Genomic DNA, 20,669 nt, shown 5'->3' on the forward strand with positions numbered 1-20,669 from the left:
GAAACTGCAGGTTTTAAGGTGCTCCCACTAGGGTGAATCCGCAGAATGCGACGCAGCACTTTGCATTTACCCCAGTCTTTCCACCTTAACTTTCAGGAGCTTTCCATGTCCAACAAGAATCTCGCTACCGTGACCAACGAACTCGTTGTGTCCTACGGCAACACCGCCAAGAACGTGATCAACGCCTACCGCGTTGGCAACGAACGCGCTGTCAGCTTCGTTGACCAAAGCTGGACCACCGCCGTGGCCAAGGCCGGTACCCGTCTGAGCACTGAAGTGCGCTCCAACGCCGTGGCAGCCCAGCGCAAGCTGTCTGGCTATTACGCCAAGGGCGTGACACTGACATCCGACAGCGCCGATGTGGCTGTCGCCAAGGCTGTCGAATTCGCTGGCAAGGGCATCGACCAAGTGGCCGCCAACGCGAGCCGTTTTGACAAGGCCCTGGGCAAGCCCGCGATGACCACACTGGCAGTTGCTGCTGTGCCCGCTGCGCAAGCCGTAAGCGAAGTCGCTGCAAAGCTGGAAGCCCAATCCGGTGTTTTGGTCAGCAAAATTGCCGGCAACAAGGTCAAGACCGCTGCCAAAAAGGCAGTGAAGCGTACCGTGGCAACTGCCAAGAAGGCTGTTCGCAAAGTCAAGGCTGCGTAATGCATTGAGTGCTTGGGTCTGTCATCAGACCCTGCACATGAAAAAGGCCAACCGGGCAACCGGTTGGCCTTTTTTCTTGGGTGCAGCGGACCTCTAAGCCGCAAGCGCTCTGGGAGCCAGCAAACGTCTGGACGACAGATACTCCTGCAAATAGACGTCGAATGGCATGGTGTCTGCGGCCTCGATGGCCTGCTGCTCGGCGCGCGAATGCGCTGCCAGCATGTCGAACCGGGCCAGCGTTTTTGCGTCCATGGGTGTGTTCAGCGCTACTTGGCGCGTTGCCTGCGACTGCGCACGCGCAAACGCAACAAAGGAGCCACCGTGCTCTTTTTCAACAGCCTGCAATACGCGGGCGGACGGCAGGCGCTGTGGCTCGTGCAGAGAAGCTTGCGCATCCTCCACGGCCTGCATGTACGCGGTGCCACCGTGTGCAGCGTCCAGACGGCGGGCAATCGGCAGCAACTCGGCCACCAGCGACAAGCCCCAGTCCGTCAACGTCACCGTCGCGTCACCCCGCTCCAGCTGCAAGCCGGGCTCACGTCCGCGCTCGGCCACCTTCTGCTGGTTATGCGCCAAGGCCACAATCTCTTGCGGTGAATCCGAAGGGCTTGGGGTCAACAGGCAATGCAGCAGGAACATGTCCAGAAAGCGCAAGGTTGGCGCCGTAATACCAACGGTCTCAAACGGGTCCAAATCCATCAGCCGCACTTCGACGTACTCCACCCCGCGCTCGCGCAGCGCATGCAGCGGCCGCTCACCCGGGAAAATGACGCGCTTGGGGCGGATGGTTCCGTAAAACTCGTTTTCAATCTGCAGCAGGCTGGTTGCCAACTGGTTGTAGGTGCCATCCGGCGCGCGCACACCAATCGCCTCATAAGGCGGGTACGGCCGGGTCAGCGCGTCCTGCAACGACTTGCCATAGCCTTCCAGGCTGTTGTAGCTGACCGCCAGGCTGGCCTGCGCGTCGCTCTGGTACCCCAGACGCCCCATGCGCAGCGAAGTGGCATACGGCAGATACATCGTGTGCGGGCTCAGGGCCTTCAATTGGTGCGTGCGTCCGGCCACAAAGGTGGAGCACACGGCGGGCGATGCGCCAAACAGGTACAGCAGCAGAAAAGCATGGCGGCGGAAGTTGCGGATCAGGCCGAAATATTCCTCGCTGCTCACGCCGGGCAAAGACCAGTTGTAGTGAATGCCAGAGATGGTTTGCATGCGCCGGCCGTAGCGGTGGCCGAGGCCAGTGCGGTACACGCTCTTGGCGCGGCCGACGTTTGATGTGCCGTACTGCCCAATTGGAATCGCATCGTCTGCCGGCAGGCCGCAGGGCATGCTGGAAACCCACAGCATTTCGTCGCCCATGGAGCGCATCGTGAACTGCTGCACTTCATGCAGTTCGTTGAGGCAAGCGTCAATGTCCTTGTGAACACCAGTGATCAGTTCGACCTGCGATTCGCTGAAATCTGTCGTGATATTCGGATGCGTCAGCGCCGAACCCAGCGCCGCAGGGTGTGGCGTCATTGCCAGGGCGCCGCCACTGAGCGTGCGCAAACTTTCCTTTTCTATGCCACGCCGCATCGCGCCGATGCGCTCGGGAGTCAGCCTTTCAAGAGCCTTATCTAATCCGTCCATGCCGTCTGGCCCTCTAGGTTTCTGTGGGCCGCAAAGGTAACACAGGCGCAATAAACTTGCAGGACGTGACTTTTGTCACATTTGCAAGACCTGTTACATCTGCTTGCAACGTGATAATTCCGCATGGATACCTCAGAAATAGTCGTTTGGTCGGCAATGTTGGGGGGGCTACTGACTTTGGTCACGGCCTTCACGGCCGATGTCGTAATGAACCGCAACATCGCGGCCTGGCGCGGCTTGACCTTTGTCATGTTGAGCGGCTCCAGTTGCCTGCTGATGACCGGCTTGCCCGAACTGCTGTTTCCCGAAATTCCCAAATTGACGATGCAAATTCTGAAGGCCGGTTTGGGGCCGCTGAGCGGTGCGCTGGCCCTGTTTTATTTGGGCCTGTGGTTGGGAGAGGCCATTGACGATTGGGTGGTACGGGCGTCTGTGCGCTGGGGCCCCCCGGCGCTAATCGCCGCGACGCTGTCGCTGATGCTGCTCTGCTTGAGTCAGCCCAACCCCGACCTGATACAGATGGTCGCCCTCTCCGCCCCGATCAGCGGCATGAGCGTGGTCCTGGCCATGATCGCTTCCGTACGCGCAACCTGGCTGGGCGATGATTTGGCACGCTGGATGGTGGTGGCCTGCTGCTTTCTGGCAGTGATGGTGGGTGGGCTGTACACGCGCGAGTTGATGCTGGCCCATTTCGGCCTAGGTGCACTTATTTTTATTGCCTTCAGCACCGTGGCCTGCTTCCTGGTGGTGACCGCAGTCAGCATCCGCCGCAACCGCGTTACGCGCCAGTTGCAGCGGCTGGCTGGCTTGTCCACCGGCATTGACGCGGCGACGGGCCTGCCCAAGGGCTCCGTGTTGCTGACCAAGGTGGACGACGCCTTTTGGCGCAGCGCGCGCCTGCACCGCGAATGCTCTGTCATCTGCCTGCACCTGCGCAATCTGTATGAACTGGCAGAGATTGCGGGCCATACGACCGACCAACAGATCCTGAGCACATTGGCGGCCCGCATGCGCCGCGCAGTCGGCTTTCGCAATGTAGTGGGCCTGTACCACCCGCGCTGCTTTGTTATTGTGATCTCGGCGGTCAAGCAGGCCGAAATGGTGGATCGCCTGGTCGTACGGTTGCGCTATGTTTTGGATGCTCCACTCACCATCGTCGGTACGGAAGGTGGTCACTACAGCTTCACGCCCCGCTACGGCCTGGGTATCGTGACAGTACCTGCGGTCAGCGCCGACCCGGTCACCATCATCGACCAGGCCGAGCGCCTGGCGCTGGTATCCGAGCAGGGCGAAACCCATGCCGATGCGCAGACCGATGCTCCGACCGCGTCGGCTCCGCTCTAGGTCACGTCACCCAACTCAGGCACCACTCAGCATCGCGGTAGCGCGCCCAATCTCCAGGGTGCCTTGTGCGGCGCCGCTTTGCGGCACTGTCTCACCAGAAGTCCGGTCCAGCACCTTGGCCAACTGCGCCGCCAGTGTTTCCGGTGCATCGCTGCCCAGCCCCACCCAGGCGCCATCGGTCAATGTAATGTGCGCAGCCTCTACGCTGCCAGCGCCCGCGCACAGCGTAGTGCGCGTGGGCGCATCCTCACCCACCAACACCAGCATCGCGGGTACGACCGCCTCGGGCTTGAGCGCAGCCAATACCGCCTCAGGCATCAAGTCTTCGGTCATGCGCGTCGCCGCTGTCGGTGCCAGGCTGTTGACGCGGATATTGTTTTTCGCGCCTTCGATCGACAGGGTCTGCATCAATCCCACCAGCGCCAGCTTGGCCGCGCCGTAGTTGGACTGGCCGAAGTTGCCATACAGGCCAGACGACGACGTGGTCATCAGGATGCGGCCGTATTTTTGTTCGTTCATATAGGGCCAGACCGCCTTGCAGCAATGCACGGCGCCCATCAGGTGCACATCGACCACCAGCCGGAAATCGGCCAACTCCATCTTGGCAAACGACTTGTCACGCAGAATGCCCGCGTTGTTGACCAGAATGTCTACGCGGCCCCAAGTGTCCACCGCCTGTTTGACCATGGCTTGCACCGCGTCGAAGTCAGTCACCGATGCGCCATTCGCAATCGCTTCACCGCCCGCAGCACGAATCTCTGCCACTACAGACTCCGCAGCGCTCAGCGAACCACCCGAGCCATCGCGCGCGCCACCCAAATCGTTGACCACCACTTTGGCGCCACGCGCCGCCAGTGCCAAGGCATGTTGGCGACCCAGGCCGCCACCGGCGCCCGTCACAATGGCCACACGGCCTTTGAAATCCAGATTCATTGCTACTCCTAGGGGTTTTGATGCATGGCTAAGGGCTTGTGCGTATAGCCCTCGCCTGCTGGCCGTACTTTAATTCAAGCAAGCGCTCACCAAAAAACAAAACAGAAAAGACCCTTCATGCAAGCCACGCTAGAACCCGCCAGCGGCGCCCCCCGCGATGCCGCCACAGTCGTATTGCTACGCGATGGTGATGGCGGCCTCGAAGTTTTCTTGATGAAACGCAGCGGCCTGTCGGACACCTTTGGCGAGGCATATGTGTTCCCCGGAGGCAAGCTGGACGCGCACGACCAGTCGCCTGCTGCGTTGGCGGCACTGGATACACCTATGGACAAACTGGCGCATCAATTGGGTGAGCCGGAATTGGATGGCACGGTCACCGCCGGTCTGTTTGTAGCCGCACTGCGCGAAATGTTTGAAGAGGCTGGCGTGCTGCTGGCCCAAGGCCATAGCCGCCCAGCGGGGCCAACACCCGGCGACTGGCAAACCTGGCTGGGCACCGCGGGGACCCAACTGCAAGCAAGCCAACTCGTGCCCTGGAGCCGCTGGATCACACCACGTATGGCAGCCCTCAGCAAGAAGCGCTTCGACACCCGCTTCTTCCTGGCCCTGGCGCCTGCAGACCAGATCGCCAGCCACGACAACTTCGAAACCACCGCCAGCGTGTGGCTCACGCCCAAAGAGGCTTTGAGGCGCTACGACCGCGGCGAGATCGAAATGGCCCCGCCACAAATCATGAGCCTGGCCCATCTCGCGCAATACGCAAGCGCCGCAGACGTGTTGCACGCTGCGCGGCAACAGCTGCCGCCCTGTATTTGCCCAGAGAATTTTTCGGAGAACGGTGAGGTCATCCTCTGTTATCCCGGCGATCCGATGCATTCTGTTCCCGAGCGCGCGTTACCCGGCCCGACACGGCTCACGATTCGCAATAAGCGTTTTTTGCCGGAGAGCGGGTTGGAGAGTTTGTGGACTTAGCGACTTCTATTGCTATTTAATTTATAGCTTCTTACGCAATATCTACGCGCTCTACAGGCACTTTTTATCTGAAATTCGCCACATCGCAGAACGTCAAGCAGTTCTTGATCTGGGCCCGTTTGCAGATTGGAATGCTTTAACGTGAAGATGACCGGACCAAAACACGTCGCGGCGAAGCCGCCTTCTGCTGTTGTGGGTCCGAGTCGATTGGCATGTTAAGCATGATGAAAGCGCCTCCGGAGCAGCGCAACTACCGCAACGGCGAACTGAATGGCGAAGGCCAGTGGCCAGTAGATCACCCAGTGATAGGGAAGGCCTGATGGATCACCATCGTAGAACATAGGGTAGAGCGCGACGAACACGAGAACGAATGATGCTGCAACAAAGCCTATATGCCACGCGGCGCCAGTGAGGCGGAGCGCTGAAGCCGAAGCAAGCCAAAGCAAATGCGGCGCGGCAAAGAACAAGGCGGTGCCGAGCAGTTGTGTCGCCAGGACCTCGAAACCGAAACCCTCCCGAAGAAGCGCGTGAACGAATGCACCCACCGCGAGCAGTACCGGAACTGCAAACTGGAGTAGGATGGTTGTGCGCCGGTTCATGATGCTTAACGTTGGAGGCCAGCGGCAGCCGTAGGCTGTCGCGGCTGGGCCGACCAGTTAAACCGGCTGCTACTCGGGGTGATGCTCATACTTTGCATAGCGTTCAGTGAAGAAATCTTGCAAGGACATCTTTGCTTCAAAAAGCTCCGACCAGATTTCATATCCGTCAATGAGCTTTTCTCCGTCCTGCTCATAGCCAACAGTAACTGGATGGGCAACAAAACCGCCACCTTCACAGTACGCCGCCGCTTCGGCTTTTGCTTTGGCATGTGCCTCCGGCCAATCTGATGCTTCAAAGCAAACAACTCGCTCCTCGAACACATTCGTCCCATCAGCTTTGTCGCCGAAATGATAGATGGTCCTGATTGCATACCAAGGCACTTCTGATTTCCTAAACGGTATAACGTCGGCCGTGAAGGGACCACAACGGCGCACTCAGAATTGAAGAATGGCGACCACGCTGGCCGCCGTTGCGGGTCCACTCCACGAACCCGTTAGACAGCACTTCAGAAAACATAGTCGTTCATTCTTTCTGCGACGCACCAGGGTCTTTGCGAATGACAAAACGCCATAGCAAGTACGCGACGATGATCACCCCCATGGTGACGAGGAAGGCGAGATTGAAATCTTGAATGAATGCCGATGCCACAACAAGGACGACGCCGAACGCCAAGTCAGCGACAAACCCCTTCCCAAGACGACTCACCATCGGTTCTTCTTGTGGCTTGGAGTGCTGATCGAGATGCTGCGCCATAGTGCTGTCTAACGTTGGCGCTGTCCGGCACGTAGCAAGTGCCGCGAAGCGGCCTCCTGCTGATGCGGGTCCGTGACGAGCAACCTGTTGTACTTCACGCGCGCCAAGTGGTCTGCAGTTTGTATATGGAGATGCATGGCCTAGAAATCCAAGAAATCAAACAGCGATAAATCGAGATCTGGGAACTCAATCCAAGACAAATCGAGATCGAACCAAGAAGAATCGGCACTTGTGCTCACCGATGACAACATTTCGCCTTTCATTGAGATGTAGTCGCAGCTCTCGCCTATTGATTGATGGTACGCATCAAAGTCTTTGTGCGAGTTAAAGGTTGCATGAGACCAGCATCCAAAGTCTGGGCCGATGTTTTGCCGCTGATTTGCGCTCTTCACTTCCTCAACGCTGTAGTACTTCTTTCGTCCGTAGCTCTTAAGAAGATCGGACCCAACAGCTCGTGTTTGTTGGCGGCGATCTGCTGGACTGATAGAACAAGCTGGCATAGATCGGTCTACTCCTATGATGTACAACGTTGGAGCTGAGGGGCCGGAACCAGCTGGCCGCGCGAAGCGAAGATCAGCTGCCGAGCGTAGCGCGGCCAGCTGGTGGAGGTCCGCTCGAGCGACAGGTTAGGCGGCGAATACAGCACTGAGATCTGGTGTTGCATTCATTGCTTCCTCGAACGGCGTAGTACCGAACTCGGATCGAACGTGCGGTGACGCGCCGTTTTTCAACAGGAGTGCGGCAATTTCGGCGTGACCCGCCCCAACCGCGACGCCCAACGGGGTGACCCCGATGTCCCCAGCGCGATCGATCGTCGCGCCAGCACGTATCAGAAGCTCAACCGCGAGCGAGTCGCCCCACCTGCAGGCAAAGTGCAATGGCGTATCTCCATCCCCCATGGTGTCGTTCACATCGATCTCATGTGTTCCGTCAGGCCAATCAGGCTCGAATGGCCAGTTCTCCGCCAGGTATCGCAGGACCTCGGAGGCGCCTGACCAGGAACGTACGGATGCCATAAGCCGTCTAACGTTGGCGCTGCCCGGCGGGCAACCTACGCCGCGAAGCGGCAAACTTAAGTTGCATGTCCGTGCCGAGCAACCGGCTAAATTTCATTGACGTATCCACAACTCTTGATCTGTATAAGAGAACGTGACACCGGCACGTCCCTCAATGGGCGACGAGATGAAGGAATACTTTACGAAACGACCGGTAGACCACAGGGTGCCAAAGCTCAAGATAGTTCTTTCCGCGTCCCACAGTACTTCAAAAATTTGCGGAACGTCGCCATCGTACTTGTCTATCACTGAAACGCTTGGCGTGTCGCCTTTGAATTCGACACTGATCTCTACATCAGAAAATCCGTCACCGCATTTCCAAGTGCCCGTAAGCGGATTCAACACCACCGCATTTTTGTTGCGTTTCATTTGAAATTTAACGTAATTTATACCGCACGGTATTGCGGGATAACGTGGCAAGACTAACCATAAAAAGTGACCCTTTCCCTTACCGACATTGAATAGTTTGCTTTATTAAAAATAGCGACAAACCCTGCACTGCGTCAGATGCAGCTTGGCTTAGCCACGAGGCGATTCTGACCCGATTTCTGTGCTTTGGGCATCCCCCATTTGGGTGATTTGTGAAAAGAAAAGAGTCCCCACTGACAGCCGCGCAGGTCTCCAGCAGCAGGTGAGCCCCGCAGCGTGGACTTGGGGTTTTGCCAAATCAAGGGGGAGCCCGCAGGGCGAAGGACATTCGCGGAGGGGCTTACGCCGTGCCTGCTGCGGGCGCAATAGAAAAAGCCGCTGAGTCCAAATGAACCCAACGGCTTCGACAGGCTCAGCCCGAACGGAAACTGGGCTGCTAGGCAGTAGCAACTAGCGGAGAGCGGATCAAATGATCAAACGCACTGAGCGCCGCCTTCGACCCATCCCCCGCCGCAATCACGATCTGCTTGAACGGCACGGTCGTGCAATCGCCCGCCGCGAACACGCCTGGCACATTGGTGTGGCCCTTGGCGTCGACTTCGATCTCGCCAAACTTGCTCAGCGCCACCGTGCCCTTGAGCCACTCGGTGTTGGGGATCAGACCGATCTGCACGAACACGCCTTCCAGCTCCACCAGATGCTCCACGCCTGTCGCGCGATCCTTGAATTTCAAGCCGTTGACCTTGCCGTCGGCACCGGTGATTTCCGTCGTTTGCGCATTGGTGTGGATGGTCACGTTGGGCAGGCTCTTTAGTTTGTTGACCAGCACGGCATCGGCCTTCAACTGATCGGCGAACTCGACCAGCGTGACATGGGCCACGATACCGGCCAGATCAATCGCGGCTTCGACGCCGGAGTTGCCACCGCCGATGACCGCCGTGCGCTTGCCCTTGAACAGCGGGCCGTCGCAGTGCGGGCAGTAGGCCACGCCCTTGTTTTTGTACTCGGCTTCGCCGGGCACATTGACATTGCGCCAGCGCGCGCCGGTCGAGAGGATGACGGTCTTGGCTTTCAGGCTGCCACCATTGGCCAACACCACTTCGGCAAAGCCACCGGGCGCTGCGGCCGGGATGATCTTGTCGGCGCGCTGCAGGTTCATGATGTCCACGCCGTAGGAGCGGGTTTGCGCTTCCAGTGCGGCGGCAAACTTTGGGCCGTCGGTTTCCTGCACGGACGGGAAATTCTCAATGCCCAGCGTGTCGTTGGTCTGGCCGCCAAAGCGCTCTGCCGCCACGCCCACGCGAATGCCCTTGCGTGCGGCGTACACCGCTGCAGCTGCACCGGCAGGGCCGCCGCCAACGATCAGCACGTCGAACGGGTCTTTGGCATTGAGCTTGGCGGCGTCTTTGTCGGCAGCGCCAGTGTCGAGCTTGGCAACAATCTCTTCGACCAGCATGCGGCCATTGCCGAACAGCGCGCCATTGAGGTAGACGCTGGGCACAGCCATGATTTCGCGAGCGTTGACTTCATCCTGGAACGCGCCGCCTTCGATCACTGTGGTCTTGATCTTGGGATTCTGAATCGCCATCAGGCTCAGCGCCTGCACGACATCCGGGCAGTTGTGGCAGGTGAGGCTCATGTAGACCTCAAAGTTGAAATCACCATCTAGACCCTTGATCTGGTCAATGACATCCTGCTCCACCTTGGGCGGGTGACCGCCAGTCCACAACAGCGCCAATACCAGCGATGTGAATTCGTGGCCCAGCGGCAGACCCGCAAAGCGCAGACTGGTGGCAGTGCCAGCGCGCTTCAGCGAGAAGGAAGGCTTGCGTGCGTCTTGGCCGTCATAGGAGACAGTGATCTTGTCGCTGCGGGCGGTCTGAATGGTTTGCAGCAACTCGCGCATCTGCACGGAGTTGTCATCGTCGCCCAGAGACGCCACGATCTCGATCGGCAGCGTCACGCGTTCCAGATAGGCGGCGAGTTGGGCTTTGAGGGTGTCGTCGAGCATGGTGGCTTTCCTTTTGAATACTATTAAATTGATAGCTGCTTACGCACATTCCATGCGCTCTGCAGCCATTTTTCGACGTAAAAAAGCCGGACGGCCTGGCGCGCGCGCGCCAGGACGCTGTCCGGCTTCTGAGCGCTTCTAGGCGCTCTGCCGTGACTTGATCCAGCTTAGATCTTGCCGACCAGATCCAGCGAAGGAGTGATGGTCTTGGCGCCTTCGTTCCACTTGGCTGGGCACACTTGGCCGGGGTGAGCGGCGGTGTACTGGGCAGCCTTCAGCTTGCGCAGGGTTTCCTTGACGTCACGGGCGATTTCGTTGGAATGGATTTCCAGCGTCTTGATCGTGCCTGTAGGGTCGATGATGAAGGTGCCGCGCAGTGCCAAGCCTTCTTCGTCGATATGCACGTCAAACGCACGTGTCAGCGCGTGGGTTGGGTCGCCGACCAGCGGGAACTTGGCCTTGCCCACAGCAGGAGAAGTCTCATGCCACACCTTGTGCGCGAAGTGCGTGTCGGTGGTAACGATGTAAACCTCGGCACCGGCCTTCTGGAATTCAGCGTAGTTGTCAGCTGCGTCTTCCACTTCGGTGGGGCAGTTGAACGTGAAGGCAGCCGGCATGAAAATCAGCACAGACCACTTGCCCTTCAGGGTCTCGTTGGTCACGGGAACGAACTTGCCGTTATGGAAGGCTTCGGTCTTGAAGGGTTGTACTTGTGTGTTGATCAAAGACATGGTGGATTCCTCTAAAAGTTGCTGTTCTGAACATGAACAGGCTGAATCTTAGGGCTTGCCGGCCATTTAGTGGGTTAATTGATTTAATCAACCCAATTGTCAAAGGCTATTTAGAACCTGCCCGCACGGCGGGCAGGTCGCCTGAAAGGCTCAATCCTCGACGAACGCTTCTTCGCGCTTGGCCTTGACCGATGGCATCAGCACTACGATCAGGAGCAGCGCAGCGGCTGCCAGCAAGCTGGCCGATAGCGGACGCGTGACGAACACGCTCCAGTCGCCGCGCGACAGCAGCAGTGCACGACGCAGATACTCTTCCATCATCGGCCCCAGGATGAAGCCCAGCAACAGCGGCGCGGGCTCTGCCCCCAGCTTGATGAACAGATAGCCAATGATGCCGAATATCGCCACCATCCAGATGTCGAAGGTGTTGTTGTTGGTCGAATAGACGCCAATCGCACAGAACAGCACGATGGATGGAAACAACCAGCGGTAGGGAACGCTCAACAGCTTGATCCAGATGCCGATCAACGGCAGGTTCAAAACGATCAGCATCAGATTGCCAATCCACATCGACGCAATCAGGCCCCAGAACAGCTCAGGGTTGTTGGTCATCACCTGCGGGCCGGGCTGGATGTTGTGAATGGTCATCGCTCCGACCATCAGAGCCATCACGGCGTTGGGGGGAATGCCCAGCGTCAGCAGCGGAATAAACGATGTCTGCGAGCCCGCGTTGTTCGCCGACTCCGGTGCGGCTACACCCCGGATATTGCCTTTACCGAATGGAACCTCACCCGGACGAAGCTTGGTCTTCTTTTCGAGGGTGTATGCGGCAAACGCGGCCATCACGGCGCCACCACCGGGCAGAATTCCCAACAGCGAACCTAGAGCCGTACCGCGCAAAACCGCCGGGAACATGTTCTTGAAATCTTCCTTGGTCGGCATCAGGCCGGTCACCTTGGCCGTGAAGATTTCGCGCTCGCTTTCGTGCTTGGAAAGATTGCTGATGATTTCACCATAACCGAACACGCCCATCGCGATCACGATGAAGCCAATGCCGTCGGTCAGCTCCGCGATGTCAAAGCTGAAGCGCGCGACGCCAGAGTTCACGTCCGTGCCAACCATGCCCAGCAGCAGACCCAGCACGATCATGGCCACCGCTTTGACCAATGAGCCCGAGGCCAGCACCACGGCGCCGATCAGTCCCAAAATCATTAGCGAGAAATATTCCGCCGGGCCGAACTTGAAAGCCAGCTCCGTCAGCGGTGCAGCAAAGGCTGCCAATATCAATGTGCCCACGCAACCCGCAAAAAAGGAACCCAGTCCCGCAGCTGCCAGGGCCGGACCCGCTCGCCCTTGCCGGGCCATCTGGTAGCCGTCAATCGTCGTCACGACTGAGGAAGACTCACCCGGCAGATTGACCAGGATCGCAGTGGTGGAGCCACCGTACTGCGCGCCGTAGTAAATGCCCGCCAGCATGATCAGCGCCGCAACCGGTGGCAGCGCATAAGTTGCTGGCAGCAGCATCGCGATGGTTGCCAACGGGCCAATGCCCGGGAGCACACCGATCAACGTGCCCAACAGGCAGCCAATGAATGCGTACATCAGGTTTTGCGCAGTGAACGCAACACCAAAACCGAGCGCGAGATTGTTAAACAGATCCATGGTGTTCCCCTTAGGCCGCAAACAGCGCGGTGACGAAACCGGGCAAAACCGGGAACTGCAGCTTGAGCAGGACGATGAACGCGAAGTAACTCAGCACATTCAGCAGAACGGCCAGAATAATCACTTCCTTGAGATTGAATTCGTCACCCGCATTGCTGGCAATAAAGGTCAATGCAAAGATGCCAATCACCAGCCCCATGGGTGGCAACCCAATGCTGGGCAGACCGCCAATGCAGGCGCCAAACACCACATTGGCCATGATGATGAAGAACAGGGGCTTCCAAGCGAAGGAGCCGATCTTGTCTCCGTCCACGGTTTCAACCACCAACGCAGTGAAGGTGATGATGCCGCCCAAAATAGCCAGCAAGATGCCCAGCACCAGCGGAAAGTAGCCCGGACCCATGCGTGCGCCGTTGCCGATGGTGTAACCAGCAGCGCCCCAAGCGAAGGCCACGCCCACGCCCATGAACATCACGCCGGAGAAGAAGTCTTTTTGACTTTTAATATTCATCCAATGTCTCCTCGAGTAATACCCGGTGGCACATTCTGCCCGGAAAACCCTGAGGCAAGGCTTACTGCGAAGGCAATGTGTAGTTGTCGTCATGCACTACGGGTTTCCCCATATTGGCATGCGCGAAAATCCGCACCTGTGGCAAAAACAGCGCCGTCTTAAATTCCTTCGGGCTTGATTGCCGCGCGCGCAATCACCGGTTTCCAGCGTGCCTGCTCCGCGCGGATGAATGCACCAAAAGCGGTAGCGCTGTTGCCCACCGCCAGCGCTGTTTCCTGGCCCAGTTTGTCGCTGACCACGGTACTCTGCGTGGCCGCAATGGCTTGCGCCTCCAGCTTTGCCAGATTCGACTTTTGCCAGCGCGCAGGTGTCAGGAGCCCGTACCACTGCGTCATCTCAAAGCCTTTGTAGCCCTGCTCGGCCACCGTTGGCACATCGGGCAATTGCGACAAGCGGCTGGTAGTGCCAGTGGCAATACAACGCAGCTTGCCCGCCTTGATAAACGGCAGCAAGGCAGGTGCCCCCACCGAAGCCGCCTGCAAACGCCCGGCCATCAGATCTGTCAGCATGGGCCCGGTGCCACGGTAGGGCACATGCAGAATGAAGGTTTCACTCACCATCTTCAGGTATTCAAAGGCGAGATGCCCCGCGCTGCCGTTCCCTGCAGAACCATAGTTAAGCTGGCCCGGACGCGCCTTCATGTAGGCAACAAACTCCTTGAGGTTTTTCACCGGCAAGTCCGGATGCACCACGTACAGGCTGGGCACTTTAGAGACCAGCGTGATCGGTGCAAAGTCCTTCAGCGGGTCGTAAGGCAGCTTGGCAAAGATGAAGGGGTTGACCGCCAGCGTTCCAATGTGGCCCAGGATGATGGTGTGCTCATCGGTGGAGTTGGCCACTTCCTGCATCGCAATATTGCCCGCAGCGCCCGGCTTGTTTTCGACAAAGACGTTCTGTCCTATCGTCTTGGCCATTTCCCCTGCCACGGCGCGGGCAACGATTTCGGAGCTGCCGCCGGGCGCAAACGGAACCACCAAGCGGATGGGTTTTGCGGGCCACGGGGTCTGCGCCCAAGCACCACCGGCAAGACTGCTGCCAACCGCCAATGCACCACTTTGCAGCACCGCACGCCGGCTCCAGGCAATGTCGATATCACGCATACGGTCTCCTTTGGCTCCAAGTCAAAGCGGTGGCGTGGAGGACAAAACCTCCTCTATCGTGGTCTGCCCCTCCGCCACACGCAGTGCGCCGGCAAGGCGCAAGGGGCGCATGCCATCCGTCACTGCTTGCCGACGCAGGGCATCGATGCCCGGCGCGGTGGTCACGCGGTCCTTGAACGCCTCCGTGACCGTCAACAACTCATACAAGCCCATACGGCCCGAGAAGCCGGTCATGCGGCATTCCACGCAACCTACCGGCTTGTAGGGCTTGAAGCCACCGTTGATCTGCCATGGCTTGACCATCTCTTGCAAGGCTTCGCGTGTCATCGTTTCATCGCGCGTACGGCAGGCTTTGCAGAAAGTGCGCACAAGTCGCTGCGCCAATACACCCAACAAGGTCGCATTGATCAGGTACGCAGGAATACCCAACTCCATCAAACGCGTGATCGCAGAAGGCGCGTCATTCGTGTGCAGCGTCGAGAAAACCAAGTGCCCGGTCAGCGCCGCCTGAACCGCCATCTCAGCAGTTTCCAGATCGCGAATTTCGCCGACCATGATGATGTCCGGGTCTTGCCGCATCAACGCGCGCAGACCCTGCGGAAAACCAAAATCCAGTTGCGGTTGCACCTGGGTCTGGTTGAACGAAGGCTCAATCATTTCGATCGGGTCTTCCACCGTGGACACATTGACCTCTTCCGTTGCCACACGCTTGAGCGTGGAATACAGCGTGGTGGTCTTGCCGGAACCGGTAGGGCCGGTCACCAGGATGATGCCGTGCGGGCGTTTGACCAGCGCCTCCCAGCGTTCTGCATCGTGGCTCGCAAAACCCAGTGCATCCAGATCCTTGACGGTGTTGTCCGGATCAAAAATCCGCATCACCATCTTCTCGCCGAAGGCGGTGGGCAAAGTGGAAATACGCATTTCCACTTCGTCGCCGCGCGGATTGCGGGTTTTGATACGGCCGTCCAGCGGACGCCGCTTTTCGATCACATCCATACGCCCCAGCAGCTTGATGCGCGCGGTCATCGCGTTGTGCACGCCCATGGGCATCTGGTAGACCGGGTGCAGCACACCGTCGATACGGAAACGGATCACGCCCTGCTCGCGCCGTGGTTCCAGATGGATGTCACTGGCACGCTGGTCAAACGCGTATTGCCAGAGCCAGTCCACCACCTGCACCACGCCCTGGTCGTTGGCATCGAGCTGTTTGTTGGTTTTGCCCAGCTCTACCAGCTGCTCAAAGCTTGCCCCATTGTTGACGCCGGATTTGCTGGCATTGCGAATCGACTTGGCCAGCGCATAGAACTCAGCCGTATAGCGATGAATTTCCTGCGGGCTGGCCAGTACGCGGCGCACGCTGCGGCGCGACTGGCGTTCCACTTCGCCGACCCAGTCCGTCACATAGGGCTCGGCAGTGGCTATCGTCACTTCGCTGGGCGTGGTGATCACCGGCAAAATCTTGTGTCGCTCGGCATAAGCGGCGCTCATTGCGTCGGACACCTTGCCCACTTCGACCTTCAACGGGTCGATGCGCAAGTAGGCCATGCCGGAGCGGGCGGCCAGCCACTGGGTCAGTGTCTCCACGTCCAACGGTTTGCCATCGGCTTCGCGCCGCATGGACACACTGGCAAGGCGCACCAGTGGGTGCTGCGCGCTTTCAGCCTGCGAGCAGCGTTTGATGGTGCGCTCGGCTTCTTCCACAGAGATAACACCGTCGGTGCGCAGCCATTGCACCAGCGTGTGCCAGTCCAGCGGACCGCGATGCGCTACCGCCGGAGGCGGCGTTTTAGTGTGTGTGTTCATGATGCTTCTGGTTTAAAAACACGAACCCATTTGTCCGCGGGCAGCGCCCATTGCGCTTTGATTTTCTCAGCCCGTTCCATCAGTACGTTGCGCTTGGGACGTGACGGTGTGCGCTGGGCCAGCACCACCGTATTGCCTTCACGCGTGGGCTTGAAGGCCCACAGCGCATCGTCACCAAAGGCCTCTTTCATCTTCTCCACGCTCTTGCCATAGCTGGAGTGGCGCCCAAACAGGTTGACGGTCATGCAGCCCTCTTCCGTCAATGTCGCTCGGCAATTGCGGTAGAAGTCCACGCTATCCAGCACGGGCGCGGCAGCCTCCTCGTCATACAGATCAACCTGCAATGCATCCACCGCGCCAAGCCATTGGGGTTGCTGGATCTCCAGCGCCGCATCGGCCAGCACTACGCGCATCCGCGCATTGTCGGCCGGCAACTTGAACCAGCCCCGGCAGGCGTGCAGCACCTGGGGGTTCAGTTCAATCGCCGTGGTCTTCATCTTCAATTCCTTGTGGCAAAACTTGGTCAGCGACCCCGCACCCAACCCCAGCTGCAGCGCCTGGCGCTTGGCCACGCTGTCGGGTTCCACAAACAGCAACCAGGCCATCATGCGCTGAATATATTCATGCACCAGTACCGTCGGCGCGTCCACCAGCATCGAACCCTGAATCCATTCACTGCCCAGATGCAGATGGCGGATCGGCCCCTCTTCGGAGAAATTGACTTCGGGAAATTCAAATGCCTGGGGTTTTGCCATGGGGATTTATACCAGCAAGGCCCCGGGGAGCACGGTTTACTGCTTGTTGAGATAGCTACGGTAGATTTTGTCGAGCACGCCATCTTTCTGGAGCCGGGCCACGGCGCGCTCCAGCCGCTGCACGGTGGCTTCGTCCACTTTGCGGCTGACCCACAGATAACTGGGTGTCTCTTGCAAGATGCCGGGCATCAGGCGCAGCTGCGTCTCCAGCTTGCCGGTACGGATGTAATACGCACCAGTCAGCTCATTGGTGTAATAAAAGCGCACCCTTCCGCCCACCAGTTTGCGCAGCGCCACCGCACTGTCGCCAGTGCTTTCGTCCACCTTGGCGCCCTGGCCGCGCAAACTTTCAGCGTAACTCGCCCCGGTCTGCGTAGCCACCATATCGCCGGTATCGGCGAGCTCCTTCAAGCTGTGTATCTGCAGCGTTTCGTCGATGCGGCCAACCAGACGTTCGCGCAGCAGAAACAGCGGTGTGGAAATACGGTAAGCGATCTCGTTGCGCAGCGGCGTATCGAGCAGCGCACACGCAATGTCCAGGCGGCCCTCTTTCAGATGGCTCTCCAGGCGCTTGATAGAAGTAGGTATGGTTGCGAGCTCAAATCGGAGCTGGGGATCGACTTTCTCCAGTGCACGCAAGATGTCAGGGCAATGGCCTTGCACGCTGCCTTCCCATTCAATGAACTTGGGCGCAGAACCTTCTTGGGCTGCGGTGCGCAAAACAATGGGCTGCGCTTGCCCCAGCGCGTGCGCAAGCACCAGCACTGTGGCCATGATGAATCGTTCCAACGCGTTCACAAAGCCAGTATGGACAACGGCAGTAGACCCGTCAAGCGGGTAAATACAAGGCCGTCAATCGCGGCAACGCTTGGCAGGCATTGCGCGTAGTGGCTTTGGCCAGGGCTGCCATGGAAATGCCGCGCAGGCTGGCAATTACTTCGGCAATGCGCGGCAGCTCTCCCGGCGTGTTGCGCCCCTGCGCCTGTCCTTCTGCGCGCTGCCCGGCAGTCGTGTAAAGCCAATGCGGCGGAATGTCGGGTGCGTCAGTTTCCATCACGATGCTCTCCAGCGGCAGGTTCTCTGCCAGATGGCGCAACTGCAGCGCGCGCTCAAACGTCACTGCGCCGCCAAAGCCCAGCTTGAAGCCCAGATCGATAAACGCCTGCGCCTGCTGCGCGCTGCCGTTGAAGGCATGGGCAATGCCCGACCATGTGTAGTCACCCTGCCCGACTTCTCTCAGGTGTTTGAGCAGGCGGTCTGCCGAGCGCCGAACGTGCAACACCACGGGTAACCCATAGCGACGCGCCAGCTTGAGTTGCTCGCGGTAGAAGTGTTCCTGCTTTTCACGCAGGGGGCTGAGCTGGAGTTCAGGCACAAAGAAGTCCAGCCCAATTTCACCGACCGCCACCAGGCGCGGATCGTCGATCAGTTTTTGCAAGGTCGCATCCAGGGTCTGCAAATCGGCATCGGACGCTTGCGCTACATACAGCGGGTGAATTCCCAGGCAGTAGCTGTCGCCATGCGTATGGGCCAGCGCCCGCACGGTCTCGAAGTTGCTGACCTCCACTGCCGGAATCACACAGTGCGCTACACCTTTGATAGCTGCTTGCGCACGGATGGCGGGCATCTCCGCCCCAAACTCCGGTGCATCCAGATGGCAGTGGGTGTCAATCCACATGCGAAATTACGCGCTGCGCGTTTCCGCTTCGGCTAACCGCCCTTGCACCAGGCTCAGGCGCCGCTGGCAGCGCTCTGCAATGGTCGTGTCGTGCGTAACCACCACAAAGGCCGTGCCCTGCTGCTTCGCCAAATCCATCATCAGCGAAAACACACTGTCAGCGGTGGTGCGGTCCAGGTTGCCTGTGGGCTCATCGGCCAGCACGCAATCGGGCTGCGTCACCAGCGCGCGCGCAATCGCCACGCGCTGGCGTTCGCCCCCCGACAGCTCGGCCGGACGGTGGTGAGCCCGATCGGCCAAGCCCACGCTTGCTAGCATTTTCATAGCTGCTTGCGCACATTCTGCGGGCGCTACACGCCGAATTGTCAATGGCATGGCAACATTGTCCAATGCACTGAACTCGGGCAGCAGGTGGTGAAACTGGTAAACAAAACCCAGATGCCGGTTGCGCAAATGGCCTTGCTCGGCGGCTGACAGTCCCGCCAATGCCTGGCCATGCAAGGTCACCGTGCCGCTGGTCGGAGCGTCCAGCCCTCCCAGCAAGTGCAGCAACGTGCTTTTGCCAGAGCCGGAGGTTCCGACGATGGCCAGCGTTTCGCCGCGCCGCACATCGAGGTCGACGCCGTGCAACACCGTGACGTCCAGACGGCCCTCGTGAAAGTGCTTGGTCAAGCCGCGGCATTGCAATAAAACTTGGTCGAGCGGCGCTGGGCCGCCCCGAGCCGCGAGGGCCCCCTCGGGGGGCAGCGACCCGCTTGAGCGGTGGAGCGTGGGGGTCATATCACTCATAACGCAACGCCTCTGCAGGGTTCACTTGGGAAGCACGCCAGCTGGGATATAGCGTGGCGACAAACGCCATGAGCAGCGAAATCACGGCCACCGGAAGAATGTCAGATTGCTGTGGATCGCTGGGCATGCGGCTGATCAGGTAAATGTCTTGCGGCAAAAAGTTCGCGTGCAGCAAGCGCTCCAGGGCGGGCACGATCACATCGATATTGAACGCGACGCCCAAGCCGAGCAGCAGACCGGCCAGCGTACCGATCACGCCCACCATCGCACCTTGCACTACGAAGATGCCCATGATGCTGGCCGGGCTGGCGCCCAGCGTACGCAAGATCGCAATATCGGCGCGCTTGTCTGTCACGGTCATCACCAGCGTGCTGACCAGATTGAACGCGGCGACGGCGACGATCAGCGTCAGGATGATGAACATCATGCGTTTCTCGACCTGCACGGCGGCAAACCAGGTGCGGTTCTGGCGCGTCCAGTCGCGCACAAACACGTCACCGCCCAGCGTTTTGGTCAGTTCGTCTGCAACTTCGCGCGCCTGGTGCAGATCCTTCAGTTTCAGGCGTACGCCCGACGGGCCCTCGAGCCGGAAAATCTTCGCCGCATCATCCACATGCACCATCGCCAGCGCCGAATCGTATTCAAAGTGGCCGGAATCAAAAGTTCCCATCACGGTCAATTGCTTGAGGCGCGGCACCACGCCAGCGGGCGTCACCTGACCACTGGGTGCAACCAGCGTCACCTTGTCACCCGCATGCACGCCCAACGAGCGCGCCAGCTCGGCGCCTAGCACCACGCCAAATTCACCACTGCGCAGACCTTGCAACACTGCAGCCTGTTCGCCGGTCGCCAGATCGGTCACCTGCGACTCCAGCGCCGGATCAATACCCCGGACCATGATGCCTTTCATGTCCTCACCGCGCGCCAGCAGTGCCTGGGCTGCGATGAAAGGGGCAGCACCGATGACAGCGGGGTTGGCCTTGGACTGCGTCAGCGTCTGCTGCACATCGGGCAGCGCCTGGCCGCCTGCGGCATAGATTTCGATGTGGGAGACCACGGCCAGCATGCGGTCGCGCACTTCCTTCTGAAAGCCGTTCATCACACTGAGCACAATGATCAGGGCCGCGACGCCCAGCGCAATGCCCAGCATGGAGACGCCAGAGATAAAGGAAATGAAGCCGTTTTTGCGGGTGGCCCGGCCTGCGCGCGTGTAGCGCCAGCCGATGCGAAGTTCGTAGGGAAGATGTTTCACGGGGGGATTGTGGC

22 protein-coding genes are annotated in these 20,669 nt (G+C 59.2%); 3 read left to right on the forward strand and 19 right to left on the reverse strand.

The genetic code is table 11. The annotated features are described in order from the left end of the window. Window positions 1-105 precede the first annotated feature (105 nt). Window positions 106-648 (forward strand): hypothetical protein, encoded by a 543-nt coding sequence (locus AC1DV6_RS00410; RefSeq protein ID WP_477974220.1) that lies wholly within the window; start codon window positions 106-108, stop codon window positions 646-648. Window positions 649-741: 93 nt separating this feature from the next. On the opposite strand, the gene gshA is transcribed toward AC1DV6_RS00410, so the two are convergent. After that, entirely contained in the window at window positions 742-2,277 is a 1,536-nt protein-coding gene (gene gshA / locus AC1DV6_RS00415; RefSeq protein ID WP_477974221.1) for a glutamate--cysteine ligase, read from the reverse strand. Window positions 2,278-2,400: 123 nt separating this feature from the next. Between gshA and AC1DV6_RS00420 the strand changes: the two genes are divergently transcribed. Beyond that, the gene (locus AC1DV6_RS00420) at window positions 2,401-3,621 is read left to right on the forward strand and encodes a GGDEF domain-containing protein (protein WP_477974222.1); all 1,221 of its coding nucleotides are present in this window, start codon (window positions 2,401-2,403) and stop codon (window positions 3,619-3,621) included. 15 nt (window positions 3,622-3,636) lie between these two features. On the opposite strand, the gene AC1DV6_RS00425 is transcribed toward AC1DV6_RS00420, so the two are convergent. Beyond that, window positions 3,637-4,554: an SDR family NAD(P)-dependent oxidoreductase gene (locus AC1DV6_RS00425; RefSeq protein WP_477974223.1), complete on the reverse strand. Its 918-nt coding sequence runs from the start codon at window positions 4,552-4,554 to the stop codon at window positions 3,637-3,639. Window positions 4,555-4,671: 117 nt separating this feature from the next. Here AC1DV6_RS00425 and AC1DV6_RS00430 point away from each other — a divergent pair, with 117 nt between their 5' ends. Next, entirely contained in the window at window positions 4,672-5,526 is an 855-nt protein-coding gene (locus AC1DV6_RS00430) for an NUDIX hydrolase (RefSeq protein ID WP_477974224.1), read from the forward strand. Between the two features lie 215 nt (window positions 5,527-5,741). On the opposite strand, the gene AC1DV6_RS00435 is transcribed toward AC1DV6_RS00430, so the two are convergent. The 17 genes from AC1DV6_RS00435 to AC1DV6_RS00515 form a co-directional block, all read right to left on the reverse strand. Further along, a complete protein-coding gene (locus AC1DV6_RS00435; protein ID WP_477974225.1) occupies window positions 5,742-6,125 on the reverse strand; it encodes a hypothetical protein in 384 nt (127 codons plus the stop codon). A 69-nt stretch (window positions 6,126-6,194) separates the two neighbouring features. Further along, window positions 6,195-6,506, reverse strand: a complete 312-nt coding sequence (locus AC1DV6_RS00440) for a hypothetical protein (RefSeq protein ID WP_477974226.1) — start codon at window positions 6,504-6,506, stop codon at window positions 6,195-6,197. Between the two features lie 142 nt (window positions 6,507-6,648). Beyond that, on the reverse strand, window positions 6,649-6,879 hold the full coding sequence (locus tag AC1DV6_RS00445; protein WP_477974227.1) for a hypothetical protein: 231 nt from the start codon (window positions 6,877-6,879) through the stop codon (window positions 6,649-6,651). 140 nt (window positions 6,880-7,019) lie between these two features. After that, complete coding sequence (locus tag AC1DV6_RS00450; RefSeq protein ID WP_477974228.1) at window positions 7,020-7,379, reverse strand: hypothetical protein; 360 nt, start codon at window positions 7,377-7,379, stop codon at window positions 7,020-7,022. Window positions 7,380-7,505: 126 nt separating this feature from the next. Then, window positions 7,506-7,895, reverse strand: a complete 390-nt coding sequence (locus tag AC1DV6_RS00455; RefSeq protein ID WP_477974229.1) for an ankyrin repeat domain-containing protein — start codon at window positions 7,893-7,895, stop codon at window positions 7,506-7,508. A gap of 93 nt (window positions 7,896-7,988) precedes the next feature. Continuing rightward, the gene (locus AC1DV6_RS00460; RefSeq protein WP_477974230.1) at window positions 7,989-8,303 is read right to left on the reverse strand and encodes a hypothetical protein; all 315 of its coding nucleotides are present in this window, start codon (window positions 8,301-8,303) and stop codon (window positions 7,989-7,991) included. Window positions 8,304-8,739: 436 nt separating this feature from the next. Next, complete coding sequence (gene ahpF / locus AC1DV6_RS00465) at window positions 8,740-10,314, reverse strand: alkyl hydroperoxide reductase subunit F (RefSeq protein WP_477974231.1); 1,575 nt, start codon at window positions 10,312-10,314, stop codon at window positions 8,740-8,742. Between the two features lie 167 nt (window positions 10,315-10,481). Beyond that, entirely contained in the window at window positions 10,482-11,045 is a 564-nt protein-coding gene (gene ahpC, locus AC1DV6_RS00470) for an alkyl hydroperoxide reductase subunit C (protein WP_477974232.1), read from the reverse strand. 150 nt (window positions 11,046-11,195) lie between these two features. Further along, complete coding sequence (locus AC1DV6_RS00475) at window positions 11,196-12,707, reverse strand: tripartite tricarboxylate transporter permease (RefSeq protein WP_477974233.1); 1,512 nt, start codon at window positions 12,705-12,707, stop codon at window positions 11,196-11,198. Window positions 12,708-12,717: 10 nt separating this feature from the next. Further along, the gene (locus tag AC1DV6_RS00480) at window positions 12,718-13,218 is read right to left on the reverse strand and encodes a tripartite tricarboxylate transporter TctB family protein (RefSeq protein WP_477974234.1); all 501 of its coding nucleotides are present in this window, start codon (window positions 13,216-13,218) and stop codon (window positions 12,718-12,720) included. 158 nt (window positions 13,219-13,376) lie between these two features. After that, the gene (locus tag AC1DV6_RS00485) at window positions 13,377-14,378 is read right to left on the reverse strand and encodes a Bug family tripartite tricarboxylate transporter substrate binding protein (RefSeq protein WP_477974235.1); all 1,002 of its coding nucleotides are present in this window, start codon (window positions 14,376-14,378) and stop codon (window positions 13,377-13,379) included. Between the two features lie 21 nt (window positions 14,379-14,399). Continuing rightward, on the reverse strand, window positions 14,400-16,181 hold the full coding sequence (tfpB, locus tag AC1DV6_RS00490) for a type IV pilus assembly ATPase TfpB (RefSeq protein ID WP_477974236.1): 1,782 nt from the start codon (window positions 16,179-16,181) through the stop codon (window positions 14,400-14,402). Continuing rightward, on the reverse strand, window positions 16,178-16,936 hold the full coding sequence (locus tag AC1DV6_RS00495) for a class I SAM-dependent methyltransferase (protein ID WP_477974237.1): 759 nt from the start codon (window positions 16,934-16,936) through the stop codon (window positions 16,178-16,180). Before AC1DV6_RS00495 ends, tfpB begins: the two co-directional genes overlap by 4 nt. Before the next feature lie 36 nt (window positions 16,937-16,972). Continuing rightward, the gene (locus tag AC1DV6_RS00500; RefSeq protein WP_477974238.1) at window positions 16,973-17,710 is read right to left on the reverse strand and encodes a substrate-binding periplasmic protein; all 738 of its coding nucleotides are present in this window, start codon (window positions 17,708-17,710) and stop codon (window positions 16,973-16,975) included. A gap of 55 nt (window positions 17,711-17,765) precedes the next feature. Next, a complete protein-coding gene (locus tag AC1DV6_RS00505) occupies window positions 17,766-18,614 on the reverse strand; it encodes a TatD family hydrolase (RefSeq protein ID WP_477974239.1) in 849 nt (282 codons plus the stop codon). Between the two features lie 6 nt (window positions 18,615-18,620). Next, window positions 18,621-19,403, reverse strand: coding sequence for a lipoprotein-releasing ABC transporter ATP-binding protein LolD (gene lolD / locus AC1DV6_RS00510; RefSeq protein WP_477974240.1), 783 nt, complete (start codon window positions 19,401-19,403; stop codon window positions 18,621-18,623). Next, on the reverse strand, window positions 19,396-20,655 hold the full coding sequence (locus AC1DV6_RS00515) for a lipoprotein-releasing ABC transporter permease subunit (RefSeq protein WP_477974241.1): 1,260 nt from the start codon (window positions 20,653-20,655) through the stop codon (window positions 19,396-19,398). The genes lolD and AC1DV6_RS00515 overlap by 8 nt, the downstream gene beginning before the upstream one ends. Window positions 20,656-20,669: the final 14 nt, after the last annotated feature.

It is taken from the genome of Rhodoferax sp. P2_H8_2 (genome assembly GCF_056403235.1).